Consider the following 17638-nt stretch of genomic DNA (forward strand, 5'->3'; position numbering starts at 1 on the left):
GCCAGCACAATCCGTGTGTTGAAGGATACCTGCACACGTGCAGAGCCTTGCCCATTGCGATTTGGCATCGGCGACGTCGGCAAGGTCCAGAACCGTGCCGGACGCAAGATCTGGTCTTTGCGTCCTTGTATATGGTCACCGCTCTTGGCTAAGCCATGGCCAACACGGATTGCGAGAAGAGACACAGTGAAAACAGCCAGCGTTACGTCGCATGCCCAAAGTCTTGCGAGCCGATGGGCAGTCGTGGGGCTGGTGATCGGCGTCGCCTTCTTCGTGATCAGCGCAGCCGTGGCGTATCTGAACATCGAGAATGTGCGCGCCAGCGAGCGCGAGATCCGGCGCACGCATGTCGTCCTGACCACGCTCGACGATGTGCTGTCAGCCATGCTCGATGCCGAAACGGGGCAGCGCGGCTATCTGCTCACCGGGCGCGACGCTTATCTCGAGCCCTATTCGGAGGGAGTCGCGCGGGCCGATGACGAGTTGCGGAAGCTTGACGGCCTCACCCGTGCCAGCCCGGTGCAGAAGGAGACCTTCGCCGCGCTGAAAAACCGGGTCATGGCCAGAATGCAGATCATGGCGGACGTTATCGAGCTCCGGCGTACGGGCGGTGTCGAGGCCGCGGTGGCCGCGTTGAACACCGATCGCGGCAAGAATGTCATGGACGATATCCGCGAACAGGTCGCCAGCATGACGCGCGAGGAGCAGCGTGTCCGCGAATCTCGTCTCGTCGCGATGGCCGCCGCCTCGCAGGCGGCGGTCGTCAGTGCCGTCATCACCAGCCTCAGCGGCATTGCCCTGACGATCGCCATCTTCATCCTGTTCATCCGCAACACCCGCAGCCGCGAGCGCCAGCAGTGGCTCCAGGCGGCGCAGGCGGACCTCGGCAAGGCGATGATGGGGGACAAGACCATCGCGGAGCTCGGCGCAGCCATCCTGTCGTTCCTGCACGAGCGGACCGGCAGCCCGGCAGGCGCGCTGTTCAAGGGCGAGGGTGGCAGCTTCCGGCGGGCCAATATGCTCGGCGTGCCCGGTGATGCCGACGTCCCGGTGGAATTCACGCTCAACGAGGGATTGATGGGGCAGGTCGCGGTCGATGGCCGGATCATGGTGCTCAATGATGTGCCGCCGGGCTATCTAACGGTCGGATCGTCGCTCGGTCGCTCGGCGCCGCGGCATCTCGTGATCGCCCCGGCCAAGGCCGACGATGCGGTCAATGCGGTGATCGAGCTCGGCTTTTTCGAACCGGTGGATGATGTCGTGCTCGACCTGCTCGAGGAGGCGTCCGGGGCCATCGGCATCGCGCTGCGCTCCGCACGGTTCCGCGAACGGCTGCAGGACGCGCTCGAGGAAACCCAGCGCCAGGCCAGCGAATTGCAGGCCCAATCGGAAGAGCTGCGGGTTTCGAACGAGGAACTCGAGGAGCAGGGGGCGGCGCTGCGCGAATCGCAGGCGCGGCTCGAGCTGCAGCAGGTCGAGCTGGAACAGACCAACAGCCAGCTCGAAGAACAGGCGCAGACGCTCGAGACCCAGCGCGACGAGCTAGAGCGCGCGAGCGCCACCCTGCAGCTCAAGGCGCGCGAGCTGGAACAGGCGAGCCAGTACAAGACCGACTTTCTGGCGAACATGAGCCACGAGCTGCGCACCCCGCTCAACTCGCTGCTGATCCTCTCCAAGCTGCTGGGCGACAACCCCGATGGCAATCTGTCGGCAGAGCAGGTGCGGTTCGCGCAGACGATCCAGTCGTCGGGCAACGATCTGCTCAACCTGATCAACGACATTCTCGACCTCTCCAAGATCGAGGCGGGGCATATCGAAATCCAGCCAGCATCGGTTCCGATGGACCGGCTGCTGGGCGATCTGAAAAAGGTCTTCCAGCCGATCGCCAACGAGCGCGGGCTGACTCTGGCGCTCGAGCTGTCCGACGACTGCCCGCGGTCGATCCTGACCGATCGCATGCGGGTGGAGCAGATCCTCAAGAACCTGATGTCGAACGCGCTCAAGTTCACCGAAAGCGGCAGCGTGCAGCTGACCGTGGCGTCGGCTGGCGAGGACTGTGTCGCGCTGACGGTTTCAGACACCGGCATCGGCATCACAAAGGAGCAGCAGGACAGCATCTTCGATGCATTCCAGCAGGCCGATGGATCGATCAGCCGCAGATATGGCGGCACCGGGCTCGGCCTGTCGATCTCGCGCGAGCTCGCCCGGCTGCTCGGCGGCGCGATCACGGTGGAGAGCGAGGTCGGCGCAGGCAGCCGGTTCACGTTGACCATTCCTGCGACCTACGATCCGTCCAAGGTTCGGGTGCGCGACCAGGCGCGCGCCGCGCCGCAGCCGGCAGTGGCGAGCCCGCCACCCGCCCGGCGCCGTCCGGCTGCCAAGCCGCGGCCGGCCAGCATAGAGGACGATCGCAACGTGCTCGATACCGGCAAAAGGTTGCTGCTGGTGATCGAGGACGATGCGACCTTTGCCTCGATCGTGTGCGACCTGTCGCACGAGCTGGGCTTCCAGTGCATCGTCGCCGGGACCGCGCAGGAGGCGATCGACATCGCACGCGACTACAAGCCCAGCGCGATCGTGCTCGATATCGGTCTGCCCGACCAGTCTGGGCTGACCGTGCTCGATCATCTCAAGCACCAGGACGAGACCCGGCACATCCCGATCCACGTGATCTCCGGCGCCGACCAGAGCCAGACCGCGCTGGCGCTGGGAGCGATCGGTTATCTGGAAAAGCCGGTGCAGCGCGAGCGGCTGGCCGAGGTGCTGGCCGGGCTTCAGCAGAAGCTCGCCTCTTCGATGCGGCGAGTGCTCATCGTCGAGGACAACGAGGTGCAGCGCGACGCGGTGTCGGAGCTGCTCAAGTCGCAGGATGTCGAAACCGTGGGCGTGGGGACGGTGGCGAAGTGCCTCGAGCTGCTGCGCAGCGAACCGTTCGATTGCATGGTGCTCGATCTGGCGCTTCCCGATGCCTCGGGCTTCTCGTTGCTCGAGGAGCTCAGCCAGGACAGCGACCGCGCCTATCCGCCGGTGATCATCTATACCGGGCGCGATCTGACCGCAGAGGAAGAGCAGCGCCTGCGCCGCTATTCCAGTTCGATCATCATCAAGGGCGCAAAGTCGCCCGAACGGCTGCTCGACGAGGTCTCGCTGTTTCTCCACCAGGTCGTCGCCGAGATGCCCCCCGAGCAGCGCCGGATGCTCGAAAAGGCCCGGCATCGCGATGCGGCGCTGGAAGGGCGACGCGTGCTCATCGTCGAGGATGATGTACGGAACGTTTATTCGCTCACCAGCGTTCTGGAACCGCGCGGAGTGATCGCCAAGATCGCGCGCAACGGCCAGGAGGCCCTCGATATGCTGGAGGCTAGCGCCGACGGGGCCGACAAGCCGATCGACCTGGTGCTGATGGATGTGATGATGCCGGTCATGGACGGGCTGACTGCGGTGCGCGCGATGCGCAGCAATCCGAAATGGGCGAAGCTGCCCGTCATCATGCTGACCGCCAAGGCGATGCCCGACGACCAGCAGAACTGCCTCGATGCGGGGGCCAACGACTATATGGCCAAGCCGATCGACGTCGACAAACTGCTCTCGCTGGTGCGGGTATGGATGCCGCGCTAGTGACCAGCTCTATCGAGGACATCGAAATCCAGCTGCTGCTGGAGGCGTTGTACCAGCATTATCACTATGATTTCCGGCATTACGCCCGCGCATCGATCAAGCGCCGGCTTCTGCAGGCGCGTGCGCAGCTGGGCTATGACAGCATCTCCGAGATCCAGGCGGCGGTGCTGCGCGATTCGACGCTGCTGCCGCGCCTGCTCGATTTCCTGACGGTGCAGGTCAGCGAGATGTTTCGCGATCCGTCCTATTTCCGCGCGCTGCGCGAGAAGGTCATCCCGCACCTGCATACCTATCCCTCGCTCAAGGTCTGGGTCGCAGGGTGCAGCAACGGCGAGGAGCTCTATTCGCTCGCCATCCTGTTCCACGAGGAGGGACTGGCCAAGAAGACGATGTTCTATGCCACCGACATCAACCCGACCGCGCTCAAGGCCGCGCAAGCCGGGGTATATTCGCTTGATCGGATCCGGCTGTTCACCGAAAATCATCAGGCGTCGGGTGGGCGTTCATCGCTGTCCGATTATTACACCGCCAATTACGGGCGCGCAGTGTTCGACAAGTCGCTGTGCAGCCAGGTCGTCTTTTCCGACCACAGCTTGGTCACCGATGCCGCATTCGCAGAGATGCACCTGATCTCCTGCCGCAACGTGCTGATCTATTTCGACCGAGAACTGCAGGACCGTGCCATCGGGCTGTTTCGCGACTCGCTCGCGCGCAGGGGCTTCTTGGGGCTCGGGTCGAAGGAGAGCCTGCGATTCTCCTCGCACGCCGATGCCTTTGCCGATTTCGTGCGCGAAGAAAAAATCTATCAGCGGACCGGTCCATGACCCGGGCGATCGTCATCGGTGCGTCGGCCGGCGGGGTGCAGGCGCTGTCGTCGATCCTCACCGCCTTGCCGCCGCATTTCGCATGCCCGATTCTGGTCGTCCTCCACGTTCCGCAACGCAATGACAATCTTCTGGTCGAATTGTTGCGGGCAAGATGCCTTTTGGAGGTTAAGGAGGCAGAGGATAAGGAAATGCTCCAGCAAGAAACGGTCTATTTTGCTCCTCCCGGCTATCATCTGCTGCTCGAGAAAAACATGTCGATTGCCTTGTCTTCGGATGAACCCGTCAATTACTCGCGCCCGGCCATCGACGTGCTTTTCGAAACCGCTGCAGATGCTTTGGAACGCGACGTGACAGCCATCATTCTCACCGGCGCCAATCATGATGGCGCCGAGGGTCTTCGCGCGATCGGCGCGGCGGGCGGGACTGCCATCGTTCAGGACCCGCAGACGGCCGAAGTTGCCACCATGCCGCTTGCCGCGCTGGCGGCCTGCCCGGCGGCCAAGGCGATGAGCATCGACGAGATCGTCTTGCACCTGCGGCAGGAGGCAGCGTGATGTCGATGGCTGAGGAACCGGTCCGCATCCTGCTGGTCGATGACCTTGAGGAAAACCTGATCGCGCTCAATGCGCTGCTGCGCCGCGAGGGGCTGAGCTGCGATACCGCGCGCAGCGGCGAGGAGGCGCTTGAGCTGCTGCTGGTCAAGGACTATGCGCTGGCGTTTCTCGACGTCCAGATGCCCGGCATGGACGGCTTCGAGCTGGCCGAGTTCATGCGCAACAGCGAACGCTCGCGGCACATCCCGATCATCTTCGTGACAGCAGGCGCGGGCGACGGCACGCGGCGGTTCAAGGGCTATGAGGCCGGCGCGGTCGATTTCATCCAGAAACCGATCGAGGCCGATATCCTGAGGTCCAAGGCCCGCGTCTTCCTGGAGCTCTACACCCAGCGCCGGCAACTGTCGGCGCAGCGCGATGAACTCGCCGCGCTGACCGAATCGCTCAAACAGGCCGACATCCAGAAGAACCGGTTTCTCGCCGTTCTGGGGCATGAGTTGCGCAACCCGATCATGGCGCTCAACGCCGGGCTGATCATGCTCGAGCGCAAGAAAGGACAGCCGGTCGAGGGTGAAATCCGCACCTCGATGAGCCGCTACCTGACGCATATGACCCGGCTGGTGGAGGATCTGCTTGATATCTCGCGGATCGAGCAGGGCAAGATATCGCTGCAGCGCGAGCGGGTGGACCTGAACGACGTGCTGGCGTTCGCGGTCGAAACATCGCGGCCGGCGATCGACGAGGCAGGGCATAATCTGCATGTGGAGCTTCCGCCGGGACCGGTGCTGCTCGATGCCGATCATGCTCGGATGGCGCAGATCATCGGCAATCTGGTGAGCAATGCCGCCAAATACACGCCGGCGGCAGGCGAGATCAGGGTGACTGCGCGGGTCGAGGACGGGACCGCCTGGATCGAGGTCTGCGACAACGGCATCGGTATCGCGCCCGATCAGCAGGACCGGATCTTCGGGATCTTCGAGCAGGCCGATGTCAGTGGCAAGGTCAAGCAGGACGGCCTCGGGATCGGGCTGGCGCTGGTCAAGCAGCTGGTCGAACTGCACGACGGCGCCATCCGGCTGAAACACAGCGCTCCCGGGGAAGGCAGCACGTTCGAGGTGTGCCTTCCCACGGTGGAATGATGCCGGGCGCCGCTGGCGCTATGCCCCAGCCGGCGAACCAGCGTCCTGATTTTCCGGAATATCGATCGGCGTCGCGGCGCAGACGGTGCGCAGCGCCTGTTTGAGCCCTTCCTCGATCGTCGGGTGATAGAAAGGCATCTCGAGCACTTGCGTCGCGGTCATCTTCTGCTGGATTGCCCACGCCAGCAAATGGCCCAGATGCTCCCCCGCCGGGGCAACCAGATCCGCGCCGATCAGCACACCGTCAGGTGCGGCTGCGTACAGGGTGAGAGCCCCTTTGTTGCGCGCCTCCACCCGCGCGCGGCCCTGATCGGTGAAATCGGCGGTGCCGCTCACCGCGCCATCCTCCTCCGCCTTTCCGATGGTCACGACCTGCGGATCGGTGAAGGTGATGCTGAACGGCACATAGCGATCGGTCGGGACCGGCGCCGGATAGGCCGCCGCGTTGCGTCCCGCAATCGCGCCATCATGCGATGCTTCATGCAGCAGGGGCAGATCGGCAGCGACATCGCCTGCGAGGAAGACGTTGCTGTCGCCGCAGCGCATCGTCGCGCGGTCGTGACACGGCACGCCCTTGTCATCAAGATCGAGCCCGGCCTTGTCGATAGACAGCCCGTCGAACACCGGCGGGCGGCCCACCGCGACCAGCACATGGTCGAACACCGCCTTGCCCTTGCTGTTGCCGCTCCAGCGCATGGTGACGCCGTCCTTGGCCGGTTCAGGCGTGGCATCGACACCCAGATGCAGATCGACATCGCACGCGATGATCGCTTTGAGCGCCTCGTGCACGCGCGGGCAGCGCAGCTTGGCCATGGTTTCGGACTTGTCGAACAATGCGACCTTGACCCCCAGCCGCGCGAAGGCCTGCGCCATTTCGAGCCCGATCGCGCCCGATCCCACCACCGCGAGCCGCGTTGGCAGAGCCTCGAGCTCGAAGACGGTTTCGTTGGTCAGCGCACTGTCTCCCAGCGCGGCAAACGCATCGGGCAGAGCAGGGCGCGAGCCTGTCGCGATGACGATCGTCCGCGCCTCGATCGACCGGCCATCGTCCAACTGCAATTTGCCGGGTGCGGTGAACATAACCCGCCCCCTGATGCGGATAGCGTCAGGGATTTTCTCGATCGACTTTTGCGTCGATGCCGCGAAGCGGTCGCGCTCCTTGCGCACCCGCTTCATCACCGTTGCGCCATCGACGCTGACCTCACCGACATCGATGCCGAACTGGCTGGCGCGATCAACCGCGTGGCGTGCCTTGGCTGCCGCGATCAGCAGTTTCGACGGCATGCACCCGACATTGGCACAGGTCGTACCGCTGAAGTCCGGGTCGATCAGAAGCGTCGATACGCCATTGGCGCGCGCAGCCCTTTCGGCGGCGAGGCCGGCAGTGCCGGCCCCGATCACCACGACGTCACAGCGCAGTCTGTCCTGCTCGCTCATGCAACCAGGATGGCCTTGGCGTTGACGAACTCTTTGAAGCCCTCATCGCCATGCTCGCGGCCATAGCCCGAATCCTTCACCCCGCCGAACGGCATGTCAGGCGAAGCGACGTTGAAGTTGTTGATGAACACCATGCCGGTATCGAAATGCCTGGCAGCCAGCTCCTTCGCCCGCTCGGTGTCGCGCGAAAAGATTCCGCCGCCCAGGCCATAGCGGCTGTCATTGGCGATCCGCATCGCGTCCTCGTCGTCCTTGGCGCGGATGATCGATGCGGCGGGGCCGAACAGCTCGTCGTCATAAGCGGGCTGGCCGGGTTCGACATCGACCAGCACCGTGGCGGGATAGAACCAGCCCTTGCGATCGGGAATCTCGCCACCGGTCAGCACGCGCGCACCCTTGGCGACGCTCTTTTCGACCTGATCGTGCAGCGAGTCGCGCTGGCGCTTCGAGACCAGCGGGCCAAGCTGGGTGTCTTCGGCAGTCGGATCGCCCATCTTCAGCGCTTCGAACTGCTGGACATAGCCCTTCACGAACGCGTCGTAATTGGCCTCGGTGACGATGAAGCGCTTGGCGTTCACGCAGGTCTGGCCGTTGTTGTAGATGCGGCCCTGCACGCAGGTCTTGATCGCAAGATCGATGTCGGCATCGTCGAGCACCATGTAAGCGTCGTTCGAACCGAGCTCGAGGACGGTCTTCTTGACCACCGACGCCGCCTTGGCTCCGACCGCGCGGCCGGCCTTGTCGCTGCCGGTCAACGTCACGCCGCGCACACGCTTGTGTTCGATGACACGGTCCGACTGGTCATGATCGATCACCAGCACGCCGAACAGACCCTTTGGCAGCCCTGCGCGCTCATACACATCACGCAGGAACAATCCGCTGCCGGTGCAGCTTTCGGCATGCTTGAGCAGCACGCCGTTGCCCGCCATCAGGCTGGCGATCGAATAGCGTACCGCCTGATAGGCGGGGAAGTTCCACGGCTGGATGCCGTAGATGACGCCCAGCGGGGCATGCGTGACATAGCCTTCGCCATTCTGGACCTGTCGCTTCTGGTCGGCGAGCGCTTCGGGGCCCTGCTTGGCGGTGTAGTCGCAGATCGATGCGACGAGGTCGACTTCCTGCAGGCTGTCGCGCAGCAATTTGCCGACCTCGTCTGTCATCAACTGCGCAAATTCATCTTTCGACGCGCGCAATTCATCGCCGATACGGCCGATCACTCTGGCGCGCTCTTCCAGGCTCTGCATCCGCCAGTCGAGAAAGGCGCTGTGACACGCTTCGATCACGTCGTTCGCCTGCGCGTCGGTCATGTAGGTGTAGGTCTCGATCGGCTCTTCGCTCAAAGGGTTGATCGTCTCGAAACTGCGTTCGCTCATAGTTTTGGTCTCCAATGGACGGGGGTGGTACGGCCGGGTCAGCCGTAGGTGGCGCGGTGGCTGTCGAGCGTTTTCTCGACATCCTTCAGCGCGCCGAGGAATTCGTTTTCCCAGCCGCCTTGGGGCAGCTGGCGTACCGCCGAGTGCGCCGCGCACACGACCGGTGTATCGGCCCAGCTTTGCGCAAGCTCGCGCGCCCAGCCGGCGTAGTCATCGGCGGCACCGCTGCGCTTCTGCAGCGCCTTGGCGAGCATCGGGTGAAAGCGCAGCTTGGCTTCGGGCAGGACCGCGCTCAGGATGCCGGGGGGTTGAAGCACGTTTATCGTGTCGTCGACATGGACGATCCGGCTGGCGCGGTGGCGCACCAGGACCGAGGCGACATGCACCTTTTCGTCGGCGCTGATGAAGTCGACGCCCTGCGGGATCGAGAACTCCAGGTCGCTAGCAAATTCCGCCTGGGTGGCCGCGTCCTCGATCACCGCCTGATCCCAGGGGAGATCGGGCAACTGCGCGAGGTGCCGCCGCGTTCCGATCAGTCGTGCGCCCGGCAGCGCATCGATCAGCGCGGTACAGTGCAGCGTGTGGAACGGGTGGACATTGATGATCGCATCGACCAGCCGCCCTCCATCGGTTACCTCGAGCAGTTGGGCGCGATCCGCGTCATCCAGCGCATAGCTGTCGAGCGCCACAAACCGCCCGCTGGCCCGGCGGACCAGCGACATATGGGTTCCGATATCGATCAGCTTGGCGATCTTGAACGAGCCGCGGAAATTCCAGTAATCGTCATGTAGCCGGTTCACTGGCGCTCCAATCCTTGCTGCCCAACGCATGCAAGGACTGTTACGAGCCTGGCCCGCCCCGGTTCCGGACCCGGCGCTTTTGCCGGGATTTGCCGGGACCAGGATTCGTGCCGGGCCCGACGTGCGGGTCGGCGCGCCTAGAAGCTCGAGGCGATAGTGAGGCCATAGGTGCGCGGGTCGCCCGGCTGTCCGGCGATCAGCCCGGTATTGCCGCCGGTGTTGGCCGCGAGCTGCTCGAAATAGTCGACGTCGAAGGCGTTGCGCACCCAGGCGAAGAGATTGAGCCCGTCATCGGTGCGATAGCCCAGCCGGAAGTTGCTGAGCGCATAGCCATTGATGTCGGTGTAGATCGAGCGCGAAGGGTTGGACGAGAATTTCGAGCGATAGTTGCCGTCAAACCCGGCATAGGCAAAGCCGTCGAGGCCGAATATCGATACCGGCTCGTTATACTCGAAGCCGTAAGAGAACGCCCAGTTCGAGATGCCGGGCAGCCACTGCCCCGAGATATCGCAGTTTGCCGGGCTGAGCGCGCCGGGGACGCCTGGCGCTCCGGGCACCTGCGTGCCGGTCACCGTGGTGCCGCCCGCGAGCTCGGGCGGGCATGGTGCATCGACGAAACGGACATATTCGTGATCGGTATAGGCGCCGCTGACATAGACGTTGAACCGATCCGACGGACGCACGCTGAAATCCGCCTCGATCCCGCGCACCCGCACCTTGCCCGCATTGGCGAGATAGCCGCGCAGCACGCCCAATTGGCCGTTGTTGACCGTCGCCTGATAATCGCGGATCTCGGTCCAGAAGCCCGCGAGGTTGAGTGTCGCGCGGCGGTCCCAGAACTGGGTTTTCAGGCCGACCTCGAAATGGTCGACCTTCTCGGGTTTCACCGAACCTGCCGCGAGCAGCGGATTGCCCGCCGCGTCATTAGGCACGCCCGAAAGGTTGATGCCGCCGGTCTTGAAGGTCCTGGCATAGGTCGCGTAGGCGCGGATATCGGGGGCGATCCGATAGGATAGCGTCAGGTCATAGGACAGGTTCCAGTCGGAGAACTCGGGCTCGAAGAACTGCGGCGCCAGCACCCCGCGCTGTGCGACAATCCACGGATCGTTGGCGAATGGCCCGTTGAAGCTGACCAGCTGGCGAGTGCCGTTCGAGGCTGTGCCTGTGACCACCGAGTCATAGGACCCGGTCTTCTTGTCGTAATTGATCCTGACACCCGGCTGGATCGCGAGATCATCGGTGACCTTCCAGCTGAGCTGACCGAACGCGGCAACGCTGGTGTTCTTGAATCCGATGGTGTTGTTGGCGACCAACCCGTTGAGCACGGCCGGGTTGCCCGCGAGCGCGCTGGTGGGCGCAAGCAGCCAGCGGCTGGCGGCGGTGCCCTGTTCCTGGATCCCCTGGGTGTCGATGGTCTGGTAGAAGCCGAACACGCCTGCGACAAAATCGATGCGGTCGCCCAGCGATCCGGCATAGCGCACCTCCTGTGTGAACTGCTCCTGCTGCGAGGGGTTGTTGACCTTGAGCGTGATCGGCAGGCCGGTGAAGTCGCGGTCGTTCGACGGGGTCCAGTCCCAGAAGCGCCAGGCGGAAACCGAGGTCAGCGTGCCAGGGCCGACATCCCATTCGATCTTGAGCGATGCTCCACCCAGAATGCTCCTGGCGCTCAATTCGGCATCGACATCGGTCACCCGGTCGAAGGCATCGAGGCTGGGCGGGGCATAGCCGAACGCGGCCGACAGCGCGGGAAACTGGCGGTTGGCCGGGCGCTGGGTGCTGCCGTAGCGCGCATAGATCTGCGCGCAGCATTCCGGGTTCTGGCGGTTGTAGTCGCCTGCAAGCGTCACCCTGAGGGAATCGCTCGGCTTCCACAGCAGCGAGCCGCGAAGCCCCAGATTGTTGAGCTCATTGACGTGCGTGCCGGTGGAGACGTTGAAGATCGTGCCGCGCCGGTCGGTGGTCGCAACTCCGAAGCGGACCGCCAGAGTATTCGACAGCGGACCGGACACCGATGCCTTGGCCTGGCGGAACTCGAGATTGCCCGCGGTGACCTCGGCGCGGCCTTCGAAATCGAAGCTCGGTTCCTTCGAGGTGATGTTGATCGCGCCGGCGGTGGTGTTCTTGCCGTAGAGCGTGCCCTGCGGCCCGCGCAGCGTCTCGACCTGCGCGATGTCGAGGAAGTCGAGCGTCGCCACCGCGACCCGGCCGACGAAGACATCATCGATATAGATGCCGACGCCCTGCTCGATGCCATCATTGGTCAGGCCGAATGGCGCGCCCAGACCGCGGATGTTGATCGCCGAGTTGCGCGGGTTGGAGGAATAGAACTGCAGGCTGGGCTGAAGCTGTGTCAGGCGGCTGACATTGAAGCTTCCGGTGTTGTCGAGCGTGGTCACATCAACCACCGACAAGGCGATCGGCACGTCCTGCGAGGATTCCTCGCGGCGGCGGGCCGAGACGATGATCACGGTCTCGGGCTGCTGTTCGGTCTCGGCGTCTGCTGTATCACCCGGGGCATCGGCGACATCGCGATCGGTGGCAAGCACAGGCGACTGTGACGCAAGTGCGACGGCAAGCGTGACGACAGACGCGCGCGCGGCAAGGGTAATGGACATTCGGCAGGACTCCCAGGGGTGGAAGTGCTTCCGGTTGTCCGGTCGGCACGGCAATTTGGTGGTTGGTGGATGGTGGTTGGTGGATGGTGGTTGGTGATTGGTGGATGGGGGGTCGGGGCTTCAGGAAAATGCCGTTCCGTTGTCCCGGTCTCGGCATTCGCAGCGTGTGACCGTCAGGAGAAACGCTGGCGTTCGGTCACGTCCATCTGCACCAGCCTGCCGTCATGCACGGTCAGCACGACCGCGCCGAAGCGCAGTCTGGCGATGGCTTCGGCAATCGCGGAAAGCGGGACCGCCGATTGCGGACCGGTATCGGCGCGCGCGGGTTTGCTAGGAGGCATGGGGCAAAACTCCTGTAAAATCTGGTGCGGACCGGCTGCATGCAGCATGGCCCGCGGAGACATGACTAATCTCTACCATTTTGGTTGGCAAGATAGTTTTTGTTGCCCCGACCGCTATTGCGCCCATGCGTTGCGTTCAGATGTCGATCCGATGCTTGAGGCATCCCCGCCCGGCGATGGCAAAAGCCTCCTCGCTCAGTTGCGGGCAGCGTCCAGATGGGCCTGCAATGCCTGCGCGGACTCGGCCGATGGCGTCCAGCTGGCTTGGAACACCCCGCCGGTGCCGAACAGCGCCGCTGCAATCCCGTCTGCTCCATGGCTGGCCCAGAGATCGGCAAGCTGCGCGGCCATCGGGTCGTCGACCGGTCGTGCAGCGCCAGACACATGCTGTATCCACGCGGCAAGCGCCTGCAATGTGGCGGGCGTGCTGCGTCCCGCCTGCTGATTGATTGCCAAAGGTTCGAGCCAGCGCTGCGGGATCTTCTGCGATCCATCCATCGCAATCTGGATCAGGCGGTGGGCAAGCGCACTGTTGGCAAAACGCGCGATCAGCGCATCGGCATAGGCGCCAAGGTCGATGCCCGAATCCGGGGGCAGGGTAGGAGCGGCCTCGCTCCGCATCAGCGTCTCGATCAGCCCGGCAAGTTCCGGATCGGCGATTGCCTGATGGACGAACTCATGACCGCGCGCGAGACCCAGATACGCCAGGGCCGAGTGCGCGCCATTGAGCATCCGCAGCTTGGCCGCCTCGTAATGGCCGACATTGGGGACAAGCTGCGCGCCCACCGTCTCCCAGCGCGGGCGGGGCCCGGCAAAGTCGTCCTCGATCACCCATTGGCTGAACGGTTCTGTGATCACCGCGCCGCGGTCATCCAGACCGATCGAGGCTGCGACACGCTGCCGATCGGCGTCGGTCACCGCAGGCACGATCCGGTCGATCATCGTGCCGGGGCAGCGGCAGGTCCGGGCAAACCACTCGGCCAATGCAGGGTCGGTGTCGGTCAGATAGTCGCTCATCAGCCGCGCCAGCCGCGCGCCGTTGTCGGCCAGATTGTCGCAGCTCAGCAGCGTCAGGCCCGGCAGCCCGGCTGCCTTGCGCCGCGCAAGGCCGGCTGCGACGAAGCCATATATGGTTTGAGGGGGCCCTGCTGCGCTGGCGTCGGACACGATGGCGCGATTGGCGCGATCGAGCGATCCATCGGGGCTGCGGACATAGCCCTTTTCGGTCACGGTAAAGCTGATGATGTGCGTGTCGGGCGAAGCGATCGCCTCGATCACCGCATGCGGATCCTGCGGCGCGACGATGACCTTCGCGACACTGCCGATAAGCCGCGTGGCCGTTCGGTCCGAAGACCGCTCGGTCAGCGTGAACAGGCCGTCCTGCGGATTAAGTTGCTCGGCGACATCGGCGGAGCGCAATGACACGCCGATGATCCGCCAGTCGCCGTCGCCCGCCGCCATGGCATCGTCGGTATAGACCGCCTGGTGCGCGCGATGGAACGCGCCGATGCCGAAATGCACGATGCCCGCCCGCTGGCGTGCAAAGTCATAGCCCGGGCGGGCAACGGCCGGGGAGAGCGAGTCCAGCGTTTCGAGTGAAAGCCTCACAGCCGGTACGCCTTTTTCGCCAGCGCATAAGAGAGGTCGTGCGCCAGTTCTGCCGCTTCCCATTCCTCCATCCGGTGTTCGGCGACCAGAGTCGCAAGGAAACCGCAGTCGACCCGCCGGGCGACATCATGCCGGGCGGGGATCGAGAGGAAGGCGCGGGTGTCGTCGTTGAAGCCGACGGTGTTGTAGAAGCCCGCGGTCTCGGTCATCGACAGACGGAAGCGGCGCATGCCTTCGGGGCTGTCGTGGAACCACCAGGCCGGGCCGAGCTTGAGCGCGGGATAGTGCCCTGCGAGCGGGGCGAGCTCGCGCGCATACACCGTCTCGTCGAGCGTAAACAGGATGATGGTGAGATCGGGGTTGTTGCCGTGCCGCGCCAGCAGCGGGCGCAGCGCATGGACATAGTCGGTGCGCATCGGCATGTCGGCGCCCTTGTCACGGCCGAAACGGGCGAAGACCTGCGGGTTGTGGTTGCGCAGCGCCCCGGGGTGGATCTGCATGACCAGACCATCCTCGACGCTCATGCCCGCCATTTCGGTGAGCATCTGCGCGCGGAAAAGCTCGGCATCCTGCGGCGAGACATCTGGGCGGATGACGCGCGCGAACAGCGCATCGGCCTCTGCCCGGGACAGATCCGCCGTAAGGGCCGTCGGATGGCCATGGTCGGTCGATGTCGCGCCATGCTTGGCGAAAAACGCCCGGCGCTTGCGGTGCGCGGCCAGATATCCGGCATAGCTGAACGTATCCTCTCCGGTCAGTTCGGCAAAGCGCGCCAGATTGTCCCGAAAGCCTTCATATTCGGGGTCGACGACCGGGTCGGGACGATAGGCCGTCAGCACCCGGCCGTTCCAGTTGCTGTCGGCAATCGTTCGGTGATGCTCGAGCGTGTCGAGCGGCGATTCGGTGGTGGTGATCACCTCGATATTGAACCGTTCGAACAGGGCGCGTGGGCGGAATTCGGGTGTAGCCAGCGCACCGGTGATGCGGTCGTAATACAGATCGGAGGTTTCGGCGGTGAGCTGCACGTCAATCCCGAAGCCCTCGGCGAACACCCAGTCGAGCCACATGCGCGAAGGCGTGCCGCGAAACAGGTGATAATGGCCCGCCAGTATGCGCCAGGCCTCGCGCGGATCGACCGCGGGGGCGGCATCGACGGACACCGGTGTCAGCCCAAGAGCTTCGAGCGGCACTCCCTGGCTGTAGAGCATCCTGAAGACATAGTGATCGGGCTGCAGCAGCAGTTCGCTGGCATTGGCGAAGGGCGCGTTCTGGGCAAACCATTGCGGATCGGTATGCCCGTGCGGGCTGATGATCGGCAGCGTTGCGACATGATCGTAAAGCCTGCGGGTGATGGCCCGGACTTCGGGGTCGGCGGGGAACAGGCGGTCGGGGTGCAGGTGAAGCGGGCGCATGGAAATCCTCAGAGCTTGACGGCGCGCGCATAGCGCTCGCGGGTGGTAGCGACATTGCGGCGGGCGGCCTCGACGGCCTCCTCCTCGGCCGCGAACAGCAGACGGTCGATGACGGATGCCATGTGTCCGCGCATGGCGGTGCGCGCTGCGGCGGGGTCGTGCACGCGCAGGGCATTCAGCATCGCGCGGTGCTCCTCGACCACCGGCTGGATATTGGCTGTGCGCGCTTTTGCGAGCAGCAGGCGCGCTTCCATCAGCTCGAATGTGGTCACGGTAAAACCTGGCGCAGCGGTTTCGGACGGCAAGGAGCGGACATAGCCCGCCGATCCGGTGCGGACCTCGATCATTCCCTGCACCTCGAGCGCGATCATCGCCTCGCGCACCGCAGGGCGGCTGACGTTGCACTGGATGGAAAGCTCGCGTTCCGCAGGCAAGCGGTCGCCCACGGCATGGCGCCCGGGCGCGAGTTCCGCGAAAAGCTGCCAGGCGAGCTTCTGATAGAGCCGCTCGCGCCCTTCTGCCAGCTGAAGGCTCGCTTCCTTATGGGTCGTGCCATCACAAACTCCTTCTTGGAGGTGTCTTACCAATTGTGGCGGGTTCCTCAAGATAATGATGGGTTGCCCGCTATGGTGTCATCTGCGTGGTTTGCGGGGAGCGGTTTTGCCGGATGTCATCGGATCGGGCTTTGGCGGCGGCTTCCAGCCTTCAGGGGGCGTCACGCGCTGCTGGCTGGTTCCCAAGCCCATAGCACCCGGCTGCTGCCGTTCCATACCCAGCAAATCGGCTTCCTCGGCTTCAGAAGCTGTGGCGCCGCCGCGTATCAGACTGATCTTGTCACGGCATCTTTTTGCTTCCTCGAAGTCCAGTGCCCGTGCCGCAGCATCCATTTTCAGCTGCAGCTCATGTAATGTTTCGCTCATCGCTATCTCAGCTTTTTGATGGGTAATCCGTCAGCCTTCGCGCGGTCCTTCACCGATTCCTCGCTACGGGTCAGCGCTTTGGCCATGGCCTTCAACGGCATGCCCTTTTTTGCCAGTGCGTGGAGTTTCTGGATCTCTGCGCTGGTCCATGGTTGTCGATGTCGTTCGAATTTTTCTGCCATGTACGATGGTTAGTGGATCGTGAGCCCAACGGCGAGCACTTCGTGAAATCGCTCACCTGCCCGATGGTTTATGGTCACAGACCTGCTAGGCGTGGCAGCATGACCAACATCCACAGACTTTCCGGTATCGTCGACGTCGGCGGGCTTCATTATGAGTGGGAGGTGCGGAGCGAGCCGCAGTGGTGCGATTCCGAAGGCTGGAAAGGCGTGACGGTTGCCTTGCTGCAGAAGCATACTCAGCGCGAAGCCTTGCTGGAATTTCCCCCGCCCAAACGCTTGCTGAAGGGAATGCAGCGAGGCCGCCTTCAGATCAGCGATGCGATTGTATCAAGGGGAATTCAGGCAGCGCTGGATGCCGGCTGGGACCCTGCGTCTCGCGGAAAGCCGATGGTTTTCACGGTCGATGCGGATGGCAACTAGCCAGAGGCTGCCCTGCCGGGCAGGAAAACAGGATGAGCATATTGTCGAAAGCATGGAACGGCGAACAGGTCCGCAAATGGCTCGAATGCCGCATCGATGCGGCGCGTCTTGATCAGGCGGCGGCCGACAGGCGGGGGTATGAGGCTCGGGACGACTATGACAAGGCAGCGGCTGAAGAATGGGTGTGCCGAAGCCTGAGGATGGTTGCCGACAAGGATGATCAGGTCGCATTCGCCGATCGTCTCAAGCAATTGCTGGCACAGGATGAGTATGTGGTCACGGGCATCTACGACGATCCGCGTTTCGAACGATATGTTCGAGCCAATCTCAGGAAACTTGCCAAGATGACCAGGGCAAATGAGGGGTTCGAGAACACGCTGCGCTTTCAGTGA

The 17638-nt window shown here is 63.8% G+C and carries 16 protein-coding genes; 6 read left to right on the top strand and 10 right to left on the bottom strand.

Translation table 11 applies throughout. The features are described 5' to 3' along the window. Positions 1-243: 243 nt before the first annotated feature. The 4 genes from BSY18_RS01625 to BSY18_RS01640 are packed head-to-tail and all read left to right on the top strand — an operon-like array spanning position 244 to position 6138. A complete protein-coding gene (locus BSY18_RS01625) occupies positions 244-3618 on the top strand; it encodes a response regulator (protein ID WP_069049444.1) in 3375 nt (1124 codons plus the stop codon). Continuing rightward, positions 3603-4442, top strand: coding sequence for a CheR family methyltransferase (locus tag BSY18_RS01630; protein WP_069049445.1), 840 nt, complete (start codon positions 3603-3605; stop codon positions 4440-4442). Before BSY18_RS01625 ends, BSY18_RS01630 begins: the two co-directional genes overlap by 16 nt. Further along, positions 4439-4999, top strand: coding sequence for a chemotaxis protein CheB (locus BSY18_RS01635; protein WP_069049446.1), 561 nt, complete (start codon positions 4439-4441; stop codon positions 4997-4999). Before BSY18_RS01630 ends, BSY18_RS01635 begins: the two co-directional genes overlap by 4 nt. Further along, the gene (locus BSY18_RS01640) at positions 4999-6138 is read left to right on the top strand and encodes a hybrid sensor histidine kinase/response regulator (protein ID WP_069049447.1); all 1140 of its coding nucleotides are present in this window, start codon (positions 4999-5001) and stop codon (positions 6136-6138) included. Before BSY18_RS01635 ends, BSY18_RS01640 begins: the two co-directional genes overlap by 1 nt. Before the next feature lie 18 nt (positions 6139-6156). Here the strand turns inward: BSY18_RS01640 and BSY18_RS01645 are convergent, their stop codons facing one another. The 10 genes from BSY18_RS01645 to BSY18_RS20550 all read right to left on the bottom strand — a co-directional run bounded on the left by BSY18_RS01645 (position 6157) and on the right by BSY18_RS20550 (position 16826). Then, on the bottom strand, positions 6157-7575 hold the full coding sequence (locus BSY18_RS01645) for a dihydrolipoyl dehydrogenase (RefSeq protein ID WP_069049448.1): 1419 nt from the start codon (positions 7573-7575) through the stop codon (positions 6157-6159). Beyond that, a complete protein-coding gene (locus tag BSY18_RS01650; RefSeq protein WP_054133374.1) occupies positions 7572-8948 on the bottom strand; it encodes an NAD-dependent succinate-semialdehyde dehydrogenase in 1377 nt (458 codons plus the stop codon). Before BSY18_RS01650 ends, BSY18_RS01645 begins: the two co-directional genes overlap by 4 nt. A 38-nt stretch (positions 8949-8986) precedes the next feature. Next, positions 8987-9748, bottom strand: coding sequence for a hypothetical protein (locus BSY18_RS01655; RefSeq protein WP_069049449.1), 762 nt, complete (start codon positions 9746-9748; stop codon positions 8987-8989). A gap of 137 nt (positions 9749-9885) precedes the next feature. Next, positions 9886-12363: a TonB-dependent receptor gene (locus tag BSY18_RS01660; RefSeq protein ID WP_069049450.1), complete on the bottom strand. Its 2478-nt coding sequence runs from the start codon at positions 12361-12363 to the stop codon at positions 9886-9888. Between the two features lie 173 nt (positions 12364-12536). After that, a complete protein-coding gene (locus BSY18_RS20540) occupies positions 12537-12704 on the bottom strand; it encodes a YezD family protein (protein WP_082382099.1) in 168 nt (55 codons plus the stop codon). A gap of 195 nt (positions 12705-12899) precedes the next feature. Beyond that, the gene (locus BSY18_RS01665; protein ID WP_069049451.1) at positions 12900-14312 is read right to left on the bottom strand and encodes a mannitol dehydrogenase family protein; all 1413 of its coding nucleotides are present in this window, start codon (positions 14310-14312) and stop codon (positions 12900-12902) included. Continuing rightward, positions 14309-15724, bottom strand: a complete 1416-nt coding sequence (gene uxaC, locus BSY18_RS01670) for a glucuronate isomerase (protein ID WP_171900160.1) — start codon at positions 15722-15724, stop codon at positions 14309-14311. Before uxaC ends, BSY18_RS01665 begins: the two co-directional genes overlap by 4 nt. An 8-nt stretch (positions 15725-15732) precedes the next feature. After that, positions 15733-16248 (bottom strand): FadR/GntR family transcriptional regulator, encoded by a 516-nt coding sequence (locus tag BSY18_RS01675; protein ID WP_069051627.1) that lies wholly within the window; start codon positions 16246-16248, stop codon positions 15733-15735. A gap of 108 nt (positions 16249-16356) precedes the next feature. Then, positions 16357-16644 carry a UvrB/UvrC motif-containing protein gene (locus BSY18_RS20545; protein WP_083231260.1) on the bottom strand — a complete coding sequence of 96 codons (288 nt, stop codon included), beginning with the start codon at positions 16642-16644 and terminating at the stop codon, positions 16357-16359. A 2-nt stretch (positions 16645-16646) separates the two neighbouring features. Beyond that, complete coding sequence (locus tag BSY18_RS20550) at positions 16647-16826, bottom strand: hypothetical protein (protein WP_082382070.1); 180 nt, start codon at positions 16824-16826, stop codon at positions 16647-16649. 99 nt (positions 16827-16925) lie between these two features. On the opposite strand from BSY18_RS20550, the gene BSY18_RS01685 reads away from it, so the two are divergent. Beyond that, positions 16926-17246 (top strand): hypothetical protein, encoded by a 321-nt coding sequence (locus BSY18_RS01685; RefSeq protein WP_069049453.1) that lies wholly within the window; start codon positions 16926-16928, stop codon positions 17244-17246. 32 nt (positions 17247-17278) lie between these two features. After that, on the top strand, positions 17279-17638 hold the full coding sequence (locus BSY18_RS01690) for a hypothetical protein (RefSeq protein ID WP_054133367.1): 360 nt from the start codon (positions 17279-17281) through the stop codon (positions 17636-17638).

Source organism: Blastomonas sp. RAC04 (assembly GCF_001713435.1).
In the GTDB taxonomy this organism is placed as follows: Bacteria; Pseudomonadota; Alphaproteobacteria; order Sphingomonadales; family Sphingomonadaceae; genus Blastomonas; species Blastomonas fulva.

Coding starts and splice junctions, on each gene's coding strand:
- BSY18_RS01630 (WP_069049445.1), top strand. CDS start 3,603: ATGGATGCCGCGCTAGTGACCAGCTCTATCGAGGACATCGAAATCCAG.
- BSY18_RS01635 (WP_069049446.1), top strand. CDS start 4,439: ATGACCCGGGCGATCGTCATCGGTGCGTCGGCCGGCGGGGTGCAGGCG.
- BSY18_RS01640 (WP_069049447.1), top strand. CDS start 4,999: ATGTCGATGGCTGAGGAACCGGTCCGCATCCTGCTGGTCGATGACCTT.
- BSY18_RS01645 (WP_069049448.1), bottom strand. CDS start 7,575: ATGAGCGAGCAGGACAGACTGCGCTGTGACGTCGTGGTGATCGGGGCC.
- BSY18_RS01650 (WP_054133374.1), bottom strand. CDS start 8,948: ATGAGCGAACGCAGTTTCGAGACGATCAACCCTTTGAGCGAAGAGCCG.
- BSY18_RS01660 (WP_069049450.1), bottom strand. CDS start 12,363: ATGTCCATTACCCTTGCCGCGCGCGCGTCTGTCGTCACGCTTGCCGTC.
- BSY18_RS20540 (WP_082382099.1), bottom strand. CDS start 12,704: ATGCCTCCTAGCAAACCCGCGCGCGCCGATACCGGTCCGCAATCGGCG.
- uxaC (WP_171900160.1), bottom strand. CDS start 15,724: ATGCGCCCGCTTCACCTGCACCCCGACCGCCTGTTCCCCGCCGACCCC.
- BSY18_RS20545 (WP_083231260.1), bottom strand. CDS start 16,644: ATGAGCGAAACATTACATGAGCTGCAGCTGAAAATGGATGCTGCGGCA.
- BSY18_RS20550 (WP_082382070.1), bottom strand. CDS start 16,826: ATGGCAGAAAAATTCGAACGACATCGACAACCATGGACCAGCGCAGAG.
- BSY18_RS01685 (WP_069049453.1), top strand. CDS start 16,926: ATGACCAACATCCACAGACTTTCCGGTATCGTCGACGTCGGCGGGCTT.
- BSY18_RS01690 (WP_054133367.1), top strand. CDS start 17,279: ATGAGCATATTGTCGAAAGCATGGAACGGCGAACAGGTCCGCAAATGG.